Source organism: Nocardia jejuensis NBRC 103114 (assembly GCF_001613145.1).
GTDB lineage: Bacteria > Actinomycetota > Actinomycetes > Mycobacteriales > Mycobacteriaceae > Nocardia > Nocardia jejuensis.
The window spans coordinates 114,674-135,052 of the sequence record NZ_BDBU01000010.1 but is presented as its reverse complement, the minus strand read 5'-3'; the positions used below and the strand labels follow the sequence as shown (position 1 = coordinate 135,052).

Here is a 20,379-nt window from a genome sequence, read left to right as displayed (position 1 = left end):
GATGCGATCGATCGCCGGAACACAGGAGGCGGAGGCTCATCGGCCCGCCGGTTCTTCGGTGCCGGCCGGGTCTCCGGCCAGCAGCAGGGACAGATCGGTGACCAGCCCCGGGGGTGGGGTCCAGTCGAAGACGCCCGCGCCGTCGGGGGTGTGCGGTCCGATCATGCCCCGGACGAACAGGTAGCGGATGCCGCCGAGGTGGCGGGCGGGGTCGTAGTCCGGGAGGCGCCAGCGCAGGTAGCGGTGCAGCGCAACCGAATACAGGATGGCCTGCAGGGGATAGTGCGAGCGCATCATCTCCGCGGCCATGCGGGCGTGGGTGTAGTGCGCGACAGTCAGGTCGCCGGTGCCCAGGCGGTTGGTCTTGTAGTCGACCACCACGAAACGTGGTCCCGCCGTGCGCAGTACGGCGTCGATGCTGCCGGTGAGGAAGCCGCGCAGCGGAGTGTCGTCGAGATGGGCGAGCTGCTCGGCGTAGGGGGCGAAGACGTCGTCGGCCGGGAGGTGACGGCGCAGCAGATCCGCGATGCGCGGGACCGTGACCCGGATGTCGGCCGGGGTGTCACCGCCCGCCAGCGGGAGTTCGAAGTCGAGTTCGCTGAGGCGATCGCGGGCGGAAACCTCTGCGAGAGTGCCGAATCCGATCGGGGTGTGCATCACCGCGAGCAGGGCCGCGGCCAGCACATCGGGGTCGGCGTCGAACATCTGCTCGGCCACGGCGTGGGTGGTGCGGGCGTGGATCTCGGCGGCCAGGTCGGGGGCGTCGGTGTCGACGTATTCCAGGACCTCGTGCACGAGGGTGCCGAATTCCGCGCCGTAGGGCAGCGTGTTCATGAGCGACGGGGCCGCGCCTTCGAAGGCGGACGGGTCCTCGGCGAGCACGGTCGGCACGGTGGGTTCGTCGGCAACGCCGCCGCCGTCGGGCGGTTCACCGGCCGGCACGGCGTCGTGCGCGCCCGCGGTGAGCGCCGAGTACGAGGTGCGCCGCCAGGCTTGATCGAGGGCGCGATCGAAGTGCGCCACGGCCAGCTCTCCGGCGACGGCGGCGGTGTCGTCGCGGTGCAGGCGCGCCCGGGTGGAGTCACGGATCGGCTCGATCGCGATCACATCGAGTTCGGCGGAGGCCGCCCACGCCGAAACCCGTTCCAGGACCACCGGATCAGAGGGCACCGGCACCTTGTCCGCGACCGCGGGACTGCCGGGTTCCCGGCCCATGATCATGCGGTGCAGCGGCGCGGTCTGGGTGTCGAAGCACGGCGCCCACCAGGCGACGACCTGCGCTCCGGCCCGGGTCAGGGCCACGTACAGCAGGCGCAGTTCCTCGGCCTGCTCCTCGGCCTCCGCACGCAGACGCCGGGTGCTGTAGCCGGGAGCGTCCGGGCCTCCGACATCCAGCACGCGGCGGCCCTGCTCGTCGTGGAACAGCTGGGTCGGGGGGTTGCGCAGTTTCGCGGCGTCCCACGCGAAAGGCAGGTAGACGACCGGGAATTCGAGGCCCTTACTGGCGTGCACGGTGGCGATCTGCACGGCCGCGGCATCGCGATCCAGGCGGCGGCTGCGGCCCGCGACGCTGCCCGAGGCCGGATCACGCACGCGGTCGGCCAGCCAGCGGGTCAGCGCGGTCAGTCCCAGGCCCTCCTTGAGAGCGGCGTCGTCGAGCAGCTGGGCGATGTGGCGCAGGTCGGTGAGACGGCGTTCGCCGCCCTCCAGCGCCAGTAGGCGCGGGGCCAATTTCGTTTCGGCGCTCATCTTCTCGAAGACGGCCGCGAATCCGGCGCGGGCGAACAGGCGGGCCGAATCACGCAGCTCGGCGCTGAGGCGGCCGACCAGATCCGCTCCGCCCGCATCGATCTCGACGGCGTCGATACCCAGCAGAGCGCTGCCCGCCGCCAACCGCACCCGGTCGGCGCGATGCGGCTGTTCCAGCGCGTGCAGCACCCACAACCATTCCGCGGCGGCGGGCGTGCCGAACACGCTCGCACCACCGGCGAGCACGGAGGCGACACCGGCGAGCTCGAGTTCCTTGCGAATCATGTCCAGCTGAACCCGATTTCGCACCAGCACGGCGATATCGCCGGGTCCGATCGGACGCTCGTGCGGCGTGCCCGAATCGATGCGCACGCCGGATTCGAGCAGTCCGACGATATCGGCGGCCACATCGGTGGCGACGCGTTCGCGCTGCCGCCCGACCGTCGGGAACCCGGACTTGTTCAGCGGTCCCGCGCCGGTGCGCGGAAAACACCTCAGCCGCAGGGGAACCACTCGCTCCGGCGGGCCCGACAGGCGGGAGAACGCGCGGGTCGGCGCCACCCGGTGCACGGTGATCTCCTTGTGCCCCAGCGCCGCTCCACCGTGCAGATGCTCGAGCGCGGCCAGCAGTCCGGCGTCGCTGCGCCGATTGGTGGTCAGCTCGCGGCGAGCGTTCGCGTGCGCGACAGCGTCGAGGTAGCTGAGCACCTCGGCACCGCGGAAGGCGTAGATGGCCTGTTTGGGATCCCCGACCAGCACCAGCGTGGTGTGCCCGTGGAACGCGCGGCGCAGAATGTCCCACTGCAGCGGATCGGTGTCCTGGAACTCGTCCACCAGCGCGACCCGGAAGCGCGATCGGATCCGCGCGCACGCCTGCGGTCCGTGTTCGGGATCAGCGAGCACCTCGTGCAGCAGCACCAGCAGGTCGTCGAAGTCGCGCAGGCCCGAGAGCCGTTTGCGCCGAGCGGTTTCCGTGCGCGCCGCGTCCGCGAACGCGACTCGCTCCGCCGCCGGATCGTCCTCGCCCTCGGCCTCGGGCACCAGCATCGCGTGCCGGTCCCCCACCGCCGCCGCGGCCAGGCGCGCGGCGTCCGCCGATCCGAACGGGGCCGCCGTGCGCGCGTACCGGCTCAGGAACAGATCGTCGGCCACCGTGGACACCACATCCTCGATGCCCTCGACCAGCCGCACTCCCGGGTCCTGCTCCCCCGCCAGACCGAGCTCGTCCAGCATCCGCTGGCAGAAGCTGTGCGTGGTCGCGATGGTCCCCGCGTCGAAGTCCGACAGCGCCGCCAGCAGCCGCTCGCGCCGCGCCGCCACCTCACTCGGATTCGCCTGCGCCAGATGCCGGATCAGCTCATCGCCCTCGGCGCGCGCCCGCTCCGGATCCGCCAGCGCCGCCGCGGCCCCCACGAACCGATCGCGCGTGCGCTCGCGCAACTCCTGCGTCGCGGCCCGGCTGAAGGTCACCAGCAGCAACTCCGAGATGTTCACCCCGGCCTCGGCCACGAACCGCACCGCGAGCCCCACGATCGCATACGTCTTGCCGGTCCCCGCACTGGCCTCGAGCACGGTCGTCCCGCTGGGCAGCACCCCGGTCAGCTGGAAACCGTCCCCGCTGTCCGGCGTCACCACCTCGCTCACTCCAGCGCCTTCGACCCCGAACAGATCCAGATCCCCGCGCGGTTCCCGCCCCCGCTCCCCGCCGAACCCCTCGTCCCACACCTCCCGCGGCACCTGCCCGCGCGCATCCGACCCCGGGGCGACCGCCGTCATTCCGAACAGGTCCGTGACAACAGCCGTCGTCCCGCTGTCGGAGCCCACATCCGCCGAGATCCGCTCGGCCATATCAGGTTCCGCTTCGACCGGCGGATGCGAACGGGCGTCGACATCCGACCCGTCCGCGTCCGCGACGGGGTCGGTATCGCGATCGGTTTCGGCACCGACGTGCCGAGTATCGGACGCGGCGATATCGAGCGGGACGTCCGGAAGCTCCACCGTCGCATCGCCACCGGCGTCGATGCCGATGTCCGTGTCGGCACCAGCCTCAGCACCGCCATCGGCATCGGCATCGGCATCGGAGTCAACGTCGGTATCGACATCAGGCTCCTCCGCGGCTTCCTCCGCGGGCCGATCCGGCGTCGCGGGCGTGGTCGCGGGATCCGGATCATCGGTGAGAAGTTCGGGGATCTCCAGGGTGAGATCCTCGGTGACGGTGAAGAGTTCGGCTTCCGGTGCGGGGGTGGGGGGCGTGCGGGGCTTCGGCGACTTGGGTGGCTTCTGGGACTTGGGTGTGTCCGAGCGGCGAGGGCGGGTCGGGGTGGGGTGCGGGGCGATGTCGGGGTCGGTGATCGAGAACAGGTCGTCGGTCATTCGGGACTCCCGAGATCGGTGCGGGACGTGGCGGTACTGCGCCGGGGGTTCACGGCTGGCCTTGATTCTCGTTGGTGAGCAACGGGTTCCAGAGGCGGCGCGCCAGGTCGCCGAAGCGGGTGGGTTCGGATTCGCGTCCCGCGACCGGGTCGGCGGCGGCTTCGGTGAGCTGATGGAAGCGCGGAGCGGGGCCCAGGATGTAGCGCAGGTAGCGATCGGTGTGTTCGCCGTAGCGGCCGGGACCGTCCTTGCCGCCGTCGAATTCCTGTTCGGCGGCCAGCAGCGCGTCCTCGGGAGTGGAGCCCTGGCAGCGCCGTTCGGCGTAGGTGGCCGAGGCCGCGGGTGTGATGGGAAGCGGCTCGTCCAGGCCCAGATCGCGCACCGCGACCAGATCGCGCAGCAGGGCGCGCGCGGCGGGCGCATTGGGCGCGGTGAGCGTGGATCGCCATGCGGGACGGCTCATCCGGCCGCGCCCGATGGTGATCGCGCGCCAGCTCTGGTGATCGCCGGTGGCCGCCAGCGCGAGCAGGCGCACCCACGCGGCCATCCGATGCTTCGGAGCCAGACGCGAGTAGGTGGTGCGCAGCAGGGCGTCGTCGTGGACGTCGGGGACGGTGCCGGTGAGGCGGCGGCCATCACCGAGATCGATGGCGACATCTACTGTGCGGGAAGGAATCTCGTGCAGCGGCTGCGCCACCCGCACCAGCCGGTCGACGGTGCTCTCGACCTCCTCCAGCACGGCCGCGCCCAGCGCGAAGGGCGGCAGCCCGCCTCGTCGCCATTCGGCGGCGCGCAGCACGTCGGGGTCCGCACCGGTGAGGCGGGCGTTGAGCATGCGCTCGCCCATCCCCCATTTGGTGAGACCGTCGAGCTCGATGGGGAGCCGATCGGCGATCTCCTCCTCGTCCTCGGGAACGCGAATTCCCAAGCGCTGCCACAGGAACGCGCGGACCGGATGCTCCACGAACGACACCAGATCCGCCAGCTCCACATCCCCGCGTTCGCGGGCGGGCAGCGGCGCGGTCAGGAAGACCGGGCGCGGTGTGGGAGCCGCGCCGGCGGCCAGCGCACCCGCCAGCGCGACCCGATCGAAGCTGAACGGCTTCTCGGCCCGGAAGTTGCGGCGATCGAAGGGCTGCAACGGGTGCCGGGTCACGACCGCGTCCATGGCGTCCGCCCCGATGTGCGCGCGCACGGTGTCCAGCAGCTCCGCGAGCGGTATGGCGGGCGGGCGGTGCGCACCGGTGACGGGATCGGATCCGGTGTGCAGCAGCACGAGTCGCTCACCGGCGGCCATGATCGCGTCCAGCAGCAGCTGGCGGTCCTCGCTGCGCGAATCACGATCCCCGGGCAGCCGGTGCCGCGCCAGCACATCATCGCCGTCCACGCCGCCGGTGCGCGGGAACACCTCGTCGTCGAGCCCGAGCAGCACCACCACCCGGTGCGGCACCGACCGCATCGGCACCATGGTGCACACGGTCAGCTCACCGGTGCGGAAGTTCGCCCGGGACGCCTTGCCCGAGAGCCGTGCCGCCAGCAGCGCCGCGATATCGCTGAGCCGCAACGGAACTCGACCGGAGTGCTCGAGCGCGGAGGCCAGCTCGCGCCGCGCCTGCACGCCGATCCAGCCCTGCGTGATCGGCACGTCGGTGAGCAGTTCGAGCGCGCGCCCCAGTACCGCCGCCCACTCGGACGCCGGCCGCGCGGTCCCGGCCGGCTCCTCGAGCGTCGGTCCCCGCAGATCCCGCAGGCACACCGCCAGCCGATCCACGAATTCGGCGAATCGACCCGCCAGATCGATGTCGTTGGAGTCGACATCGTCCAGCGGCAGCACCAGATCGAGCCAGTCCTCACTCGATTCGCCCGCCGCCACACCCAGCAGAATGCGATCCACCGCCGCGTTGACGGTGTTCTGCGCGAAATCACCGAGCCCGAACGCGACTCGCTGCCGCTGCCCGATCCCCCAGCGCGCCCCGGTCTCCGCGGCCCACTCGCGCAGTCGCTCGACATCGTCCTCGTCGAAGCCGCAGCGCAGCCGAACCGGTTCCGCCGCACACAGATCCAGCACCTCGGTGGCGGTGACCCGGCCGTCGGCGAGCTCGAGCAGCGTGCCGATCACGTCCAGCAGCGGATTGATCGCGCGCTGGGAGCGATCGGCCAGGCGCACCCGCAACCCGTGCGCCGGATGCCCGGGCTCGGCGCCGTCGAGGGACCACTGCCCGAACGCCGCCCGCACCAGCGGCGCGTAGCTCTCCACATCGGGGCACATGACGATGACATCGCGCGGTTGCAGCGTCGGATCGGCCGAGAACACCCCGAGCAGCGCGTCGCGCAGCACCTCCACCTGCCGGGACGGCCCGTGGCAGGCGTGCACGGTCACGGTGCCGTCGGCCAGCGCCGGTTCGGGCATGAGCGACCAGCGGTCCTGCCGGATGGCGGCCTGCAGTTCCGAGAGCAGCGTGCGCGCCGCGCGCGGGCGGACGTTCTCGTCCGGCCGTGGATGGTAGGTGTCGATGTGGTCGTAGCCCGAGAGTCGCTCCTGCAGTTCCCGCACATCGCGTCCGAGTGCCGCGAGCAGCGGATGCCGCACCCGCACACCGGAATTCGGAATCACCTCGGCGTCCGCGAGCTTGGTCCACAGCGCCGGACTCGGATGCGCCAGCCACAGGTGCACCTGCCGCCCGGCCGAGAGCGCCGAGAGCACCTCGAGCTGATCGGTGCTCAAGCGCGTCACCCCGAACAGCGAAATCCGTTCCGGCAGTGCGACGACCGACGGTTCCGCGCGCAGCCGCGCACACGCCGCCGCCAGCCGCTCGGCCGGACTGTCCACCCCCACGGCCGCGCGCAGCCGCCGCCACAGCAGCGGCTGCCAGCGCAGATCCTCGGGCAGCTCCCCGCCCGCGCCGTCGGTGTCGCGGCCCGCGGCCCAGTCGGTGATCAGGGCCGGGCGCTGCGCGCCGTAGCTGTCGAACAACGAAGCGATCCGCGCCGCGGTCGCGTAGCGCCGCCCCACCCGGTATCCGCTCGGATCCCCATTGCCCAGATGCCGGGCCAGCACCGCGGACCACGGTTCGCTCAGCACCTCGTCGAGCACCGGCAGCACCGTCCACACCAGTCGCTCCGGCGCCCACGGATCCTGCGCGGAATCCGTCATCCCGCTCGCCTGCGCGAGCACGGCGGACACCAGCGCGGCCGGGTCGGCGAAGTCGATGTTCGCCGACACCCCGTCCGCGTGCGCGCCCGCGCCCAGGACGGTGGCCATGCGCTGGTTGAGCCAGCGCTCGATTCCCTTGGCCGGAACGGCCACCACCTCGGCGGTGAAGGGATCGCCGAGCGGTTCCGCGAGGAGCTCGGCAAGCGCGTCGGCGAGCGTGTCCGCACGCTCGGCCCGATGAATGTGCACGACCTGTGTTTATACAGTCGGCGAACGACATGCAAACACCCGGTACCCGGGCTCGCCGGGTGACACCGGCCACACGCCGAAAATTAGCTAGGGCGCGTCATCCCGCAATCGCAGTGTGCTATGCGACAGTGCATTTCGCGAGGTCGGCGGTGAGGTACGAAAGGCTGGTTCGGTTCATGTCTGCGTCGGTGATTGCCCTGATGCCCACGAGCGGGTTCACGGTCCGCCGAGTGGGAGACCACTGGGAGCTCGTGCATTCGCGGCACTACGGCCGCGGCGTCGTCCTGCACACCTGGCCGAGGGATCGGCACACCGAGGCATTCGAGCATTGCTATCGCCTCAACGGTCGCGATGCGGACGAACTCCGCGCCGTATTCCGCTGACGTTCGCGCGACTCACCGGCGATCGGCGAAAATCGCTGGGACAGCGTCGATTCGATAACACACGACGTTCCTGACCTCAAGAGGTGCAAATCCGGCATCTCACTGTCTATTGTTTCCCATCGTGCGTTCTCCCAAGGCCCGGCGCTCCCGCGTGGCCGCTTCCGCTTGCGTTCTCGCCGCCACCGCGTTCATTCCGGCCGCCCCGGTACTCGTGCCCACCGCCGGCGCCTTCCCGGTGCTCGCGCAGGGCTGCGTCGCCGGATTCGATTGCGACTTCGGCAATCGAATCTCCTCGGTCGACAACTATCTGCGCACCAGACCCGGCGTGACCGGTTATGTGGTGCGCGATCGCGTCTCCGGTGGCATTTACCGGAATGACAACGCGGACACCATGTTCTGGACCGCCTCCACCATCAAGCTCGCGATCGCGGAGGATCTGCTGAACCGCGCCCGCATCGGAGCCATCACCCTGGACCCCGGCGACCGCGGACTCATGGAGTCCATGCTGGCAACCTCCAACGACAATGCCGCCGACATCCTGTGGAACAAGTTCGCGGGTCTGGATCGGATGTCCTACAACAACGCCTTCCGCGCCAACGGCATGACCGGACTGGTCCCGCTGCCGCCGGTGACCGCCATCGAGCAGGTCAAGCTGTTCCCGGACTGGGGCTTCCAGCAGTGCACCCCGGCGGATCTGGACCGGCTGATGGACAACGTGCTGACCAAGATGCATCCGGACGATCGCGCCTACCTGGTGGACCGCATGCGCAAGGTCGACACCAACCAGCACTGGGGTGTGTGGGGCGCGGGCGCCGCGATGCAGCCCGGCCTCAAGAACGGCTGGTCCGACGAGCAGGGCGGCTGGGTGGTCAACTCGGTCGGCTTCGCCGGGCCGAACGAGCGCTACACCCTCGCGATCATGACCGAGCAGGGCGTGGGCGGCGGTTACGCCGACGGCTCCGAGACCACCACGCACGTCGCGCAGTTGCTCTTCTCCGGACGCTGAGACCCTGAGGCCGCGGTTCCCGGATTCGCGTCCGGGAACCCGACCTGCCACCGTGACCACGGCTTTCCACGCTGAACTACCGACCTGTTGTATTTTCTGAATACGCCGTACCGGCCGGTTTCCGTTTGGTCCTGATTGGTCGTCGTGCCTCGTGCCGTACTACCGTTGGGCGTGAAGTGTCGTAGTTTCACCGTCTGGCAGGAGCAGGGACTAGATGAACGCCGATAAATCCACGCAACAACGCCATCGCGTTGTGGTGATCGGGTCAGGGTTCGGTGGCCTCTTCGCATGCAAGCACCTGCGCAAGGCCGACGTCGACATCACCCTCATCTCCAAGACCTCCACGCACCTGTTCCAGCCGCTGCTGTACCAGGTCGCGACCGGCATCCTGTCCGTCGGCGAGATCGCGCCCGCCACCCGCATCGTGCTGCGCAAGCAGCGCAACGTCCGGGTCATCATGGGCGACGTCAACGACATCGACGTCAAGAACGGCACCGTCACCTCCCGCCTGCTCAACCAGGACACCGTCACCCCGTTCGACAGCATCATCGTCGCGGCCGGTGCGCAGCAGTCCTACTTCGGCAACGACCACTTCGCCACCTACGCGCCGGGCATGAAGACCATCGACGACGCGCTCGAGCTACGCGCCCGCATCCTGGGCTCCTTCGAGGAGGCCGAGCTGGCCAAGGATCAGGAGACCCGCGACCGGTTCATGACCTTCTGCGTGGTCGGCGCGGGCCCCACCGGCGTCGAATTGGCCGGGCAGATCGCGGAACTCGCCGATCGCACCCTGGACGGCACCTTCCGCAACATCGACACCCGCGACACCCGGGTCATCCTCATCGAGGGCGCGGACGCGGTGCTCAAGCCGATGGGCCCCAAACTCGGCGGCAAGGCGCACAAGCGGCTCGAGAAGATGGGCGTGGAGATCCAGCTCAACGCCATCGTCACCAATGTCGACGCGCGCGGCGTGACCGTGAAGGAACCGGACGGCTCCGAGCGGCGTATCGAATCCGCCTGCAAGGTGTGGTCCGCGGGCGTGCAGGCCAGCGAGCTCGGCAAGATCCTGGCCGCGGGCTCCGAGGGCACCGAGACCGACCGCGCCGGACGCGTCGTCGTCGAACCCGACCTGACCATCAAGGGCTACCCGAACGTCTTCGTGGTCGGCGACCTGATGTCCGTGCCGGGCGTGCCCGGACAGGCCCAGGGCGCGATCCAGGGCGGCACCTACGCGGCCAAGGCCATCAAGGCCGAGGTCGAGCACGGTCAGAAGCCCGCCGATCGCAAGCCGTTCAAGTACTTCGACAAGGGCTCGATGGCCACCGTGTCGCGGTTCAACGCGGTCTGCCAGATCGGCAAGCTGGAGTTCAGCGGGTTCATCGCCTGGCTGGCGTGGCTGGCACTGCATCTGTACTACCTGGTCGGTTTCCGCAGCCGGTTCGTCACCGTGCTGCAGTGGTTCACCTCCTTCCTCGGCCGCCATCGCGGTCAGATGGCCGCCACCGAGCAGTGGGTCTTCGCCCGGCTCGCGCTCGAGGCACTGGACGATCCGGACGAGGCGCTGGAGCTGCACAAGCAGATCGGCGGCGAATACCCTACGGGCAATGGCAAATCCGTGGCGAATGTGAAGCCTGGGACGGAAACCGAACCCAAGGCTGTCTGACCCCCGACTGTCACCGGGGGATGACCCGACCAATCCGGCACACCAGCCGGATCCGAATGTTCGGCATCTGTCGACATTCGTGAGAAAGGTCATTCATGGGCAAACGCCAACCGGCCGATCAGATTTCGCCGGTCCGCCGGCGCATCTCCTCCCTGGCCATGGCGGGAGCGCTGCCGATCGTGGCAGCGCTCGCCAGTGCCGGAACCGCTGCGGCGGAACCGGTTTCGAACGACGACAGCCAGTCGGCTGTCGTGGACAATCAGCCCGCCACCGGCGGCGCGCAGCCCGGCGTGGTGGTCGACACCCCGTTCGGTCAGTTCGCCGTGCCGGTGCCGCAGGCAATCGCCGAGGGCGCGCGCGTCTACCTCGACACCGCCGAGGTCTCGGCCGAGGCGAGCACGGTCGCCGACTCCGAGAACCCCGGCGAGGTCGCGGCCCCCGGGGTGACGCGGGTGGGCCGCAACTCCCTCACCGGTGTCCGGGACATCCCCAACGCCGCGCTCGCACCCGTCGATATGGACGAGCTGCACGCACCCGATCCGGTCGCCGCCCCCGGCGTCGCCCCGATCGCCGCCCCCGAGGGCAAGCTGCGCTTCGGCTACACCCAGGTCGACATTCCGCCGTGGCTGCCGGCCGAACAGGCCGCGGAGATCAACGCGGTGTCCGCCTCCGCCGAGGCGGAGCTGGCTCGCACCCTGGATTCGGCCGGCTTCGAGCCGAGCCGGTCCGACCACATCGCGGCCGAGACCGTCGGCACCGCGGCCGTGGGTGCGGCCGTCGGCGTCGGTGTGGCCGCGCCCGTCGAAGGGGCCGCCCTGCTGATGGGCGGCTTCGTCGGCGCGCTGGCGGGTACGCCGTTCGCGCCGTTCGGCTGGTTCTTCGGCCCGACCATCGGGGCCACCGCGGGGGTCACCCTCGTCGCGGTGCCCGCCGCGACCCTGGGCGCCGGAATCGGCGCCGCGGTCGGTGCGGTCAACGGTTTCATGGCTCCGGCGACCCAGGGCGCTCCGGTGTCGGATTCCGCGCCGGTCGACGAAGTCGCACCTGCGGCCGAGGTAGCAATCACCGAGTGATTGTCGTTTTGTCCGGGCCGGAATCCCTCACTTGGGGTTCCGGCCCTTTTTCTATTCATTGACTTGCAAGTAGTTAATAAAGGGCTACCGCAACACTTTTCGGACATCTTCTCCGACACCAATCCAGGCGACCGACGGGTCCGAATGTCGGGCGTCGAAGTTGCTCTCACAGAAAGGACATGCATGGCTGCAGGTAAGCACAGGGCCCTCAATCCCCATCGCACCAAGGTGGGTAACGTGGTCGCGGCGGGCGCCGTTCCGCTAGTCTTGGCGATCGTCGGATCCGGCGTCGCCAATGCCGCACCCGCGCAACCGAATTCGGTGACCGCACACGAAGACGCACCGGCCTGGCCGGCTGCCGACTCACCGAACGTTGCGCCGTACGAGGGCCTGCAGATCCCGAACGACGTCAAGAGCTCCATCCAGTGGTCTCGCTCGGCCCCGGAAAAGAGTTACCTGGCCCCGGTGGGCGTGCTGCACGCACCCATCCCCGTGGCTGCCGTGCCGCCGATCGCACCGCCGCCCGGAAAGTTCCGGTTCGGCGATATGGCGGTCGACGCGCCGAACTGGATCGACAACGAACAAGCGATCCAGATCAACGACAACTCCGCTCAGGTCGAGGCGAACATCGCCACCTTCCTCGACTCGATCGGCATGGAGCGCAGCCGTTCCGACCGCATCGCCGGTCAGACCGTCGGCACCGCTGCCATGGGAGCTGTCGCCGGAGCGTCCGCCTCGATGCCGTTCGCGGCCACCGGAGCTCTCGCCGGCGCGGCTGTCGGCCTCGTCATGGGCCTCCCGCTCTTCCCGGTCGGCCTCGTCGCCGGTCCGGTCGTCGGCGCCGCTGCCGGCGCCGCGATGATCGCCGTACCCGCCGCCATGGCTGGTGCACTGGTCGGTGGCGCGGTCGGCGCGGTGAACGCGTTCAACGCCCCACCGCGAGTCGTCGGCAACTGATTCACACACGCCGACAAAGAATCACATTGCTACTGCTACGCGCGGCGGGAACCGGGGGTGAGGTCCGGTTCCCGCCGCGCTGCGTTTCACCAGTTCCACGCGCCCGGCTCAGACGTACAGCATGGCCGCGGTACGCGTGAACAGGGTGCCGCCGAGCGCCAACGGCAGCAGGGCGGCGTCCAGGCCCGTGGTCTCGGCCGGGCGGGCGTCGGGGAAGGTCAGGACGCTCTCCAGGGCTCGGGGATGGGTCAGGGGGTCATCGGTGGGGGCGTCCGCGCCCAGATCCAGGCGATGTCGCAGGAGCGGGAGACCGGCTGTGTCGGCGTGCAATTCACCGGTCCAGAACCCGTGGTCCTCGCCCGTGCGACCGATCTGAACGCGTTCACGCAGACGCAGCGTCGCGGTGGGTGCGAGTTCGACCGTGGTGCGTGATTCGTGTTCCGCGCCACCGGCGACCACCGTCGGCTCCGGATCGAAATCCAGTGCGCCGCCCTCGGCCACCTCGAAGTGCCAGTGTGCCAGGGACTTCGGCGTGTCGCGCCCGGGCAGCGCGATCGTGGCGGCCACGGAACGGATCAGCAGACGCGCACCCGGACCGACCCGGACCACGATGTCGAGGGTGTCGCCGCCCAAAGGGGTTGCGGCGGTACCGATCAGGTGCACCGTGTCGACACCGGTGTGCCGGGCCGCCAGGCCGCCGACCGCGTGGATGTGCGGCAGCGTCCCGGCGGTGGCGGTGATTCGCAGTTCAGTGCGCACGCGGGGCCCCGGTCGATGGACCGAGTGCGTGCCCGGTCACCGAGTCAGTGGGCAACGTGGGCCGTCGCGTCGTGGTCGGCGGCGGCTTTCAGCTGTTCACGGACCCAGGTCAGGACGGGAGTGGCGGCCGGGTCCTCGGTCAGGGAGGTGAAGACGAAGGGGCGGCCTTCGCGGACCTTGGTGGAGTCGCGGTCCATGACCGACAGATCGGCGCCGACCATGGGGGCCAGATCGGTCTTGTTGATGACCAGCAGATCGGACCAGGTGACGCCGGGGCCGCCCTTGCGCGGGACCTTGTCCCCGCCGGCCACGTCCACCACGAAGATCTGGGCGTCGATCAGACCCGAGGAGAAGGTGGCGGTGAGGTTGTCGCCGCCGGACTCGACCAGGATCAGATCCAGGGGCGGATTCGCCTCGACCAGATCATCGATGGCGTCCAGGTTCGCGGTGATGTCGTCGCGGATCGCGGTGTGCGGGCAGCCGCCGGTCTGCACGGCGGTGATCCGCTCGTCCGGCAGGACCGCGTTGCGACGCAGGAAATCGGCGTCCTCGGTGGTGTAGATGTCATTGGTCAGCACCGCCAGCGACAGCTCGTCGCGCAGCTGCCGGCACAGCGCCGCCACCAGAGCGGTCTTGCCCGAACCGACCGGTCCGCCGACGCCGATCCGCAGCGCCTCCCCCACCGTCCGCTCCCGCTTGGGGCGGTCATGGCTGTGGTCGTGCGGTTCTCCGTCGATCAGATGAGGTGGCATGCAGCCCATCCTGGCGGATCCAGGTAAAAACGGTGTTACCTACCCGGCCGCGGCGCCCGCCAGGCCGGTCCGTGTCCGGGAATCGCCCCGACGGCCCGACCACCACGCGCGGGTGTCAGGACGCGAAAAGCGGCATATCGCGCTGCGGATGCCGTTCGGCCAGCACATCCTGCAGTGGATCGGACAGTGCGGCCAGCCCCTTCGCCGCCTGCGCGGCGGTGCGATCGCAGACGTCGGCCAGGCGGATCGTGCAGGTCGCCACCGCCGCGGGATCCAGCGCGAGCAGGCGCTGCGCGGCGGTCGCGGCGCCGGTCATGGTGGTGTAGACCACGACCCCGGCGATGTCTTCGGGCGAGGCACCCGCCGCGATTCCCACCACGCCGAACACCGTCGAGAGATGCGGGCGCGCACCGAGCACCGTCCACTCCGACTGCGGCCATACCTGTTTCGCGAGCCGCAGCAGACCACGCCCCTGCGCACGGGACGCCGTCCGCGCCGCGGGTGCGGGCGTGCGCGCATCGGCCTCGAGTTCCGCCCGGGCCGGATCCAGCGTGCCCGCGCACACCGCGGCGGCCAGCGACGCCGCGACCAGACCGGTCGTGCGGATCCGGCGACGCAGGTACAGCTCGACCGTCGGCACGTCACGCAACACGCCGGAGGTCACCGCCTCCTCCACGCCACCGGAATGCACGTGGCCACCGACCGGCAACCGCGAGTCGGCGAGGGTGAGCAGGGTGGCCAGGCTCATCGGCCGAATTCCGGGGTGCGCATCGCTCGATCCTAGGCAACCCCGTTTTCGGTCGCTTGACCTGAACCCGGGTCGAGGTTGCAAGCTGACGGTGCTAACGATCTCTACTTCAGGAGTTGCCGTGCATGCCATCCGTCTTCACGAATTCGGTCCCGCCGAGAATCTGCGCTACGAGAGTGTCGCGGATCCCGAGCCCGGGCCGGGACAGGTCCGGATCGCGGTCGCGGCCTCGGGAGTGCATTTCATCGACGCCTCGCTGCGCAGCGGGGTCGCCGGTGGACCTGCGCCGCTGCCCGAACTGCCCACGACTCCCGGCCGGGAGGTCGCGGGCACCGTGGACCGAGTCGGGCCGGATGTGGAGCCGAGCTGGCTCGGCAGGTCCGTCGTCGCCCATCTGGGCCAGGTCCCGGGCGGATACGCCGAACTGGCCGTCACCGAAGTCGAACGGCTGCACGAGATTCCGGCCGGGCTCTCCCCCGACGCCGCCGTCGCGATGATCGGCACCGGTCGCACCACCATGGGCATCGTGCAGTTCGCCGAATCGGACGCGGACTCCGTCGCCGTCGTGACCGCCGCGGCGGGCGGCATCGGCACCCTGCTGGTCCAGTACCTGAAGAACGCGGGCGCCACCGTCATCGGCCTGGCGGGCGGTCCGGAGAAGGTCGATCTCGTCGCGCGCAACGGCGCGGACCTGGCCGTCGACTACCTCCGGGCGGACTGGGCCGACCGCGTGCGCGCCGAATTCGGCGACCGCCCCGCGACCCTGCTCTTCGACGGCGTCGGCGGCGAAATCACCCGCACCGCACTGGATCTGCTCGCGAAGGGCGGGCAACATCTGGTGTACGGGTGGTCCGGAGGCGGTCCCGCACAGATCAGCGCCGAGGAACTGGCCGGCCGCGGCATCACCTCGCAGAACGTGCTCGGCCCCGGCATGTATCAGCGCGCGGGCGGCCTGCGCACCCTCGAGGACCGCGCTCTGGCCGAAGCCGCTGCCGGACATCTCCGCCCCGACCTGCACCGATTCCCGTTGGCGCAGGCCGGTGCCGCGCACCGCAGCCTCGAAACCCGCGCCACCACAGGCAAAGTCGTGCTCGTTCCATAGCGTGCCTGCCTCGCCACCGGAGCAGCCACGGCCGCCACCACAGTTCCCACTACGAGGTCGGGCTACTTCCGCTTCTGGAAGGCCCGTTCCATGAAGCGCTGGGCCGCGCCGCGCCGCAGGTCGGTCCAGGCCTGCACCGGTCCGGTCCACCACGGGGAGATCTCGCGCGGACGGGCGACGACCGCGTGGCAGATGAGGTCGGCGGCCTCGTCGGCGGTCAGCCCCGGTACTCCGCTGAAGTCGGTGGGAGCGCTCATCCGGGTGTGCACCAGTGGCATGTAGATGGAGGTCGTGGTCACCCCGTCGACCGCGATTTCCGTTGCCACGGTGCGCAACCAGGTGTCGAACGCCGATTTGGACGCGCCGTAGGCGGCCCAGCGGGGCGCGGGCGGCATGCGCAGCCCCCAGGTCGAGATATTGATGATCTGCCCGCGTCCGCGTTCGCGCATGCTCGGCAGCAGGGTCAGCAGCAACCGCACCGGACCCAGATAGTTGATGTCCATGGTGCGGGTGAAATCGTGGAAGCGGTCATAGGATTCGTCGATCGACCGGCGAATCGACTTGCCCGCGTTATTGATCACCACATCGATGTGGTGATGCTCCGCGAGCAGAGTCGTGCCCAATTTCTCGACCGCGTCCATATCGGTGAGGTCCGCGCGATAGACGTGTGCGATGCCGCCCGCCTCGCGGATCTGGGCCGCCACCTGTTCCAGATCCTCCAGCGTGCGCGCCACCAGCAGCACGCTCGCCCCGGCGGCGGCCAATTTCCGGGCCGCGACCTTGCCGATGCCGTGCGACGCCCCGGTCACCAGCACCACGCGTTCGCCCACCGCGTCGCGCAGCGCTTTCTCGCTCGGCCGCGAGGTCGGATAGAACAGTCTCGTCGCCACCCGTTCGGCGAACGGACGACCGTTCGACTCGGCCGGATTCTCGGCGCTCACCGCGGAATTCTCGCCCACGATCCGACTGTATCGGGCATAACGGGCCCGCACGGCGAGTGAGTGGAAATACCCAGGGCGGTCGGCACTTTCATGCGCAAGGATAAAGGAGGTCATCGGGGAGGATTCGGGTACATGGGGAACTACACGCCGCCGCAGCACGGGGCGCGCGGACCGGAATACGGCACACCACTGCATATTTCGATACTGAGCTGGATCGCCCGCGCGATCGCGCTAGTGACCTTCGTACCGCCGCGTCTGCTGTGGGAGGGCTGCAAACTCACCGTGCGGATCGTCGTGGCCACGGTGTTCTTCGTGCGCGATCGGGTGCTGGTCCCGGCGCTGGAACTGATCTGGTACTGGGTGGTGCGCCCGGCCTGGGCGTTCGTCGAGAACTACCTGTGGGGCCTGCTGCTGCAACAGTTCCTGTGGGGTTGGATTCTCACCCCGCTGGGCGCGTTCCTGCTCGACTTCTTCCTGCGGCCGATGAAACGCGCGGTGGAGGAATGGCTGTGGCGGCGAGTGCTGCGCCCGGCGCTGAGCTGGATGTTCACCGTGGCACTGCCCGCGGTCGTGAACGCGCTGTGGCGGTGGATCCTGAAGCCCGCGGGTCAGGCCACCGTGTGGATCGCCACCTTCCTGTACGCCTGGCTGATCGTGCGCCCCGCCCGGCTCCTGTGGCGCGGTGCGCTGTGGTGCTGGGACGGCGTGCTGTGGGCATGGCAGGGCGTGCTGTGGGCGTGGCAGGGCGTGCGCTGGCTGGGGCGGCGGATGCTGTGGGTCTGGCAGCACGTGGTACGCCCGTGCGGCGCACGGCTTTACACCGGCTTGCTGCGACCGGCCGGCCGCTGGATCGAGCGGTGGATTCTGCGTCCGATCATCGACGCCGTCGCCTGGACCGCGGATTTCGTTCGGACCTGGCTGATCGTGTGGCCCGCACGGCAGTTCTGGCGCTGGATACTGCGGCCGCTGCTGTACGCGCTGGTCGCGCTGGTGGTCCTCGGCTGGCGGTTCGCCACCACCGTGGTGCGCGTCCTGGTGGTGACGCCCTGCCGCTACCTGTATCACACTGTCCTGCAACCACTTTTCGTGATGATCGCGGCGGTGTGGGACGCCACGGTGACCCGCCCCGTTCGATGGGTCTACCGGAAGGTGATCACGCCCATGAACAAGGCCGCCGCCGACATCATGACCGCAGTTTTCGGAAACTGATCAGCACGGCCATCCCGGCCAGCAGCACCGCGCCGGTGGTGGTGGCGACATGCATGCCGTTCACGAACGATTCGCGCGCCGAGTGGATCAGCGCGGTGTCGCCACCGGCGCCGGCCAGGGTCTCCCCCAGCGTCTCCCCGAAGTCGCCGCCGTTGCGGAAGACCAGGGCCGCAAGCGAACCCAGCAGGGCCAGGCCCAATCCGTTGCCGAGCTCGAAGCTGGTCTCGGAGATGCCGACCGCCGAGCCCGCGCGCTCGGGTGGCACGGCGGCCACCGCCACCTCCGACACCAGCGTGAACATGATGCCGAAGCCCGCGCCCGCGACCACGGAACCCGCTATGTACCAGCCGATTCCGCCGTCGACGCCGACACCGAGCAGCATGACATTGCCCGCCGCGGCCATGGCCAGGGCCAGCACGAACGAGGTCTTGGTGCCGAGCCGCCTGCCCACGCGCCCGCCGGTCATCGCGCAGACGAACACCACCAGCGCCATCGGAATGCCCAGCAGCGCCGATTGCAGTGCGTCCCGCCCGGTCACCGACTGCAGGTAGACGCTGGTCAGGTAGCTCATCCCGGCCAATGCCAGCATGCCGATGGTGCTCGAGCCGATCGCCACCGAGAACAAGCCGCGCTTGAACAGGCTCAGATCCAGCAGCGGCTCGGCCAGCCGACCCTGCCGCCGCACGAACGCGGTCAGCAGCAGCACGCCCACCAGGGCGATACCGATGACCGGTGCGTCGAATCCCTCTGCGGCACAGTGCTTGACCGCGTACACCAGCGGCAGCAGACCACCGATCGAGAGCACCACGCTGGGCAGATCCAGCGGACCGAGCGCGGCGGAGCGGTGCTCGGGCAGCAGCAGCGGCCCGAACACGAGCAGGACCAGCAGCACCGGGGTGTTGATCAGGAACACCGAACCCCACCAGAAGTGGTGCAGCAGTACGCCGCCGATGATCGGGCCGACCGCGGAGCCGCCCGCGAAGAACGCGGTCCACACGCCGATCGCGGTGGCCCGGGCGCGAGCCTCCGGGAACATGGTCGAGATCAGCGCCAGGCTGGAGGGCAGCAGTGTCGCGCCGCCGACGCCCATGAGGGCTCGCGCGGCGATGAGCACCGCGGCGTTCGGCGCGAACGCCGCCACGATGGAGGCGATGCCGAAGACCGTCGCGCCGGCCAGCAGGATATTGCGGCGGCCGATCCGGTCGCCCAGATTGCCCATGGTGATGAGCAGCCCGGCGATCATGAATCCGTAGATGTCGAGAATCCAGAGCTGCTGTGTCGCGGACGGGTCCAGATGCTCGGTGAGCGTCGGCATGGCCAGATAGAGCACCGACATATCCATGGACACCAGCAGCACCGGCAGCAGCAGCACACTCAGGCCGATCCAGGCCCGGCGTGGTGTCTGCTCGTCGGAATGCGCGAGTGTGCGAGTCATCGCCTATCCTTCGGGCTGGTTTCGAGGCTTACGGGACAGTGTGCGCGTACGCCGTACGCGCGACCGGAGTACAGTGTACGCACAGCCGCAAAGAGAAGGAAACAATTCCTCCGATGACAGAGGCCAAGCTCACCCGGGCCGCCATCGTCGACGCCGCCATCGCCCTGGCCGACGAATCCGGTATCGAAGCCCTGTCCATGCGGCGCATCGCCGAGCGCATGGGCGCGGGCGCCATGTCGCTGTACCGGCACGTACCCAACAAGGACACCCTGCTGGCCGCCATGACCGACGAGGTCTCGCGCCGCAATCTCTACCCCTCACCCGAGGGGCAGAACTGGACCTGGCGTGATCGCGCGCGCATCGCCGCCGAGGTGGATTGGCGCCTGTACCAGGAACATCCGTGGGTGCTTTTCACCTTCGCGGTACCGCGCTACAACTTCGGCGAACACAGCCTGATCGTGCTGAGCTGGCTGGTGGAGGGATTCACCGGCGAACTCGGCGTGGACACCCGCGAGGCCACGCGCATGTCGCTCTCGGTGTGGAGCTACATCGCGGGCGTGGCACTGCAGCAGGTCAGCGCCCGGCTGCTCTCCACCCGCGACACCGAACCCGAGGAATGCTCCGGGCTGACCGCACTGCTCGAGGGCGAACCCCGCTGGCCGACTCCCCCGGCCCTGGCCGATCTGCACGGCACCGGCGACGGTGATCTGCTCGACCCCGAGCACCTGCTCTACACGGGACTGACCGCACTCTGCGACGGCTTCGAAGCCCGGGCCCGGCGCGCCTGACTCACGCGGAGAGCAATCCGCACGACCGATGAATCCGC

The 20,379-nt window shown here is 69.6% G+C and carries 15 protein-coding genes; 8 read left to right on the top strand and 7 right to left on the bottom strand.

Features of this window, described 5'->3' with window-relative positions:
* Positions 1 to 36: 36 nt before the first annotated feature.
* Both NJ1_RS08075 and recC read right to left on the bottom strand, forming a co-directional pair.
* The gene (locus NJ1_RS08075; RefSeq protein ID WP_245717274.1) at positions 37 to 4,122 is read right to left on the bottom strand and encodes a UvrD-helicase domain-containing protein; all 4,086 of its coding nucleotides are present in this window, start codon (positions 4,120 to 4,122) and stop codon (positions 37 to 39) included.
* Positions 4,123 to 4,171: 49 nt separating this feature from the next.
* Entirely contained in the window at positions 4,172 to 7,525 is a 3,354-nt protein-coding gene (recC, locus tag NJ1_RS08070; protein ID WP_067689644.1) for an exodeoxyribonuclease V subunit gamma, read from the bottom strand.
* Positions 7,526 to 7,701: 176 nt separating this feature from the next.
* On the opposite strand from recC, the gene NJ1_RS08065 reads away from it, so the two are divergent.
* From NJ1_RS08065 to NJ1_RS08045, 5 genes are all read left to right on the top strand, one after another.
* The gene (locus NJ1_RS08065; RefSeq protein ID WP_067689641.1) at positions 7,702 to 7,908 is read left to right on the top strand and encodes a hypothetical protein; all 207 of its coding nucleotides are present in this window, start codon (positions 7,702 to 7,704) and stop codon (positions 7,906 to 7,908) included.
* A gap of 121 nt (positions 7,909 to 8,029) precedes the next feature.
* The gene (locus tag NJ1_RS08060; RefSeq protein WP_245717273.1) at positions 8,030 to 8,914 is read left to right on the top strand and encodes a serine hydrolase; all 885 of its coding nucleotides are present in this window, start codon (positions 8,030 to 8,032) and stop codon (positions 8,912 to 8,914) included.
* A gap of 214 nt (positions 8,915 to 9,128) precedes the next feature.
* Positions 9,129 to 10,577 carry an NAD(P)/FAD-dependent oxidoreductase gene (locus tag NJ1_RS08055; RefSeq protein ID WP_067689639.1) on the top strand — a complete coding sequence of 483 codons (1,449 nt, stop codon included), beginning with the start codon at positions 9,129 to 9,131 and terminating at the stop codon, positions 10,575 to 10,577.
* A 95-nt stretch (positions 10,578 to 10,672) separates the two neighbouring features.
* Positions 10,673 to 11,650, top strand: a complete 978-nt coding sequence (locus NJ1_RS08050; protein ID WP_067689637.1) for a hypothetical protein — start codon at positions 10,673 to 10,675, stop codon at positions 11,648 to 11,650.
* 183 nt (positions 11,651 to 11,833) lie between these two features.
* Positions 11,834 to 12,607 carry a hypothetical protein gene (locus NJ1_RS08045; RefSeq protein WP_067689634.1) on the top strand — a complete coding sequence of 258 codons (774 nt, stop codon included), beginning with the start codon at positions 11,834 to 11,836 and terminating at the stop codon, positions 12,605 to 12,607.
* Between the two features lie 108 nt (positions 12,608 to 12,715).
* Here NJ1_RS08045 and NJ1_RS08040 read toward each other — a convergent pair whose 3' ends face one another.
* The 3 genes from NJ1_RS08040 to NJ1_RS08030 all read right to left on the bottom strand — a co-directional run bounded on the left by NJ1_RS08040 (position 12,716) and on the right by NJ1_RS08030 (position 14,866).
* On the bottom strand, positions 12,716 to 13,366 hold the full coding sequence (locus NJ1_RS08040) for an urease accessory protein UreD (protein WP_067689631.1): 651 nt from the start codon (positions 13,364 to 13,366) through the stop codon (positions 12,716 to 12,718).
* 44 nt (positions 13,367 to 13,410) lie between these two features.
* Complete coding sequence (gene ureG, locus NJ1_RS08035; protein WP_067689827.1) at positions 13,411 to 14,118, bottom strand: urease accessory protein UreG; 708 nt, start codon at positions 14,116 to 14,118, stop codon at positions 13,411 to 13,413.
* Between the two features lie 115 nt (positions 14,119 to 14,233).
* Positions 14,234 to 14,866, bottom strand: coding sequence for an urease accessory protein UreF (locus NJ1_RS08030; protein WP_067689629.1), 633 nt, complete (start codon positions 14,864 to 14,866; stop codon positions 14,234 to 14,236).
* A 121-nt stretch (positions 14,867 to 14,987) separates the two neighbouring features.
* On the opposite strand from NJ1_RS08030, the gene NJ1_RS08025 reads away from it, so the two are divergent.
* Positions 14,988 to 15,968: a zinc-binding dehydrogenase gene (locus NJ1_RS08025; RefSeq protein ID WP_067689626.1), complete on the top strand. Its 981-nt coding sequence runs from the start codon at positions 14,988 to 14,990 to the stop codon at positions 15,966 to 15,968.
* Positions 15,969 to 16,030: 62 nt separating this feature from the next.
* Here NJ1_RS08025 and NJ1_RS08020 read toward each other — a convergent pair whose 3' ends face one another.
* Positions 16,031 to 16,927 carry an SDR family NAD(P)-dependent oxidoreductase gene (locus NJ1_RS08020; RefSeq protein ID WP_245717272.1) on the bottom strand — a complete coding sequence of 299 codons (897 nt, stop codon included), beginning with the start codon at positions 16,925 to 16,927 and terminating at the stop codon, positions 16,031 to 16,033.
* A gap of 114 nt (positions 16,928 to 17,041) precedes the next feature.
* Between NJ1_RS08020 and NJ1_RS08015 the strand changes: the two genes are divergently transcribed.
* Complete coding sequence (locus NJ1_RS08015) at positions 17,042 to 18,118, top strand: hypothetical protein (protein WP_067689623.1); 1,077 nt, start codon at positions 17,042 to 17,044, stop codon at positions 18,116 to 18,118.
* Here the strand turns inward: NJ1_RS08015 and NJ1_RS08010 are convergent.
* A complete protein-coding gene (locus tag NJ1_RS08010; RefSeq protein ID WP_067689620.1) occupies positions 18,093 to 19,553 on the bottom strand; it encodes an MFS transporter in 1,461 nt (486 codons plus the stop codon). The genes NJ1_RS08015 and NJ1_RS08010 overlap by 26 nt on opposite strands.
* A 113-nt stretch (positions 19,554 to 19,666) precedes the next feature.
* On the opposite strand from NJ1_RS08010, the gene NJ1_RS08005 reads away from it, so the two are divergent.
* Positions 19,667 to 20,341, top strand: coding sequence for a TetR/AcrR family transcriptional regulator (locus tag NJ1_RS08005; protein WP_067689617.1), 675 nt, complete (start codon positions 19,667 to 19,669; stop codon positions 20,339 to 20,341).
* Positions 20,342 to 20,379: the final 38 nt, after the last annotated feature.

Excerpts from the sequence above, each read along its gene's own strand:
- NJ1_RS08075 (WP_245717274.1), bottom strand. The coding sequence starts at position 4,122 with ATGACCGACGACCTGTTCTCGATCACCGACCCCGACATCGCCCCGCAC.
- NJ1_RS08065 (WP_067689641.1), top strand. The coding sequence starts at position 7,702 with ATGTCTGCGTCGGTGATTGCCCTGATGCCCACGAGCGGGTTCACGGTC.
- NJ1_RS08055 (WP_067689639.1), top strand. The coding sequence starts at position 9,129 with ATGAACGCCGATAAATCCACGCAACAACGCCATCGCGTTGTGGTGATC.
- NJ1_RS08050 (WP_067689637.1), top strand. The coding sequence starts at position 10,673 with ATGGGCAAACGCCAACCGGCCGATCAGATTTCGCCGGTCCGCCGGCGC.
- NJ1_RS08045 (WP_067689634.1), top strand. The coding sequence starts at position 11,834 with ATGGCTGCAGGTAAGCACAGGGCCCTCAATCCCCATCGCACCAAGGTG.
- ureG (WP_067689827.1), bottom strand. The coding sequence starts at position 14,118 with ATGCCACCTCATCTGATCGACGGAGAACCGCACGACCACAGCCATGAC.
- NJ1_RS08030 (WP_067689629.1), bottom strand. The coding sequence starts at position 14,866 with ATGAGCCTGGCCACCCTGCTCACCCTCGCCGACTCGCGGTTGCCGGTC.
- NJ1_RS08015 (WP_067689623.1), top strand. The coding sequence starts at position 17,042 with ATGGGGAACTACACGCCGCCGCAGCACGGGGCGCGCGGACCGGAATAC.
- NJ1_RS08010 (WP_067689620.1), bottom strand. The coding sequence starts at position 19,553 with ATGACTCGCACACTCGCGCATTCCGACGAGCAGACACCACGCCGGGCC.
- NJ1_RS08005 (WP_067689617.1), top strand. The coding sequence starts at position 19,667 with ATGACAGAGGCCAAGCTCACCCGGGCCGCCATCGTCGACGCCGCCATC.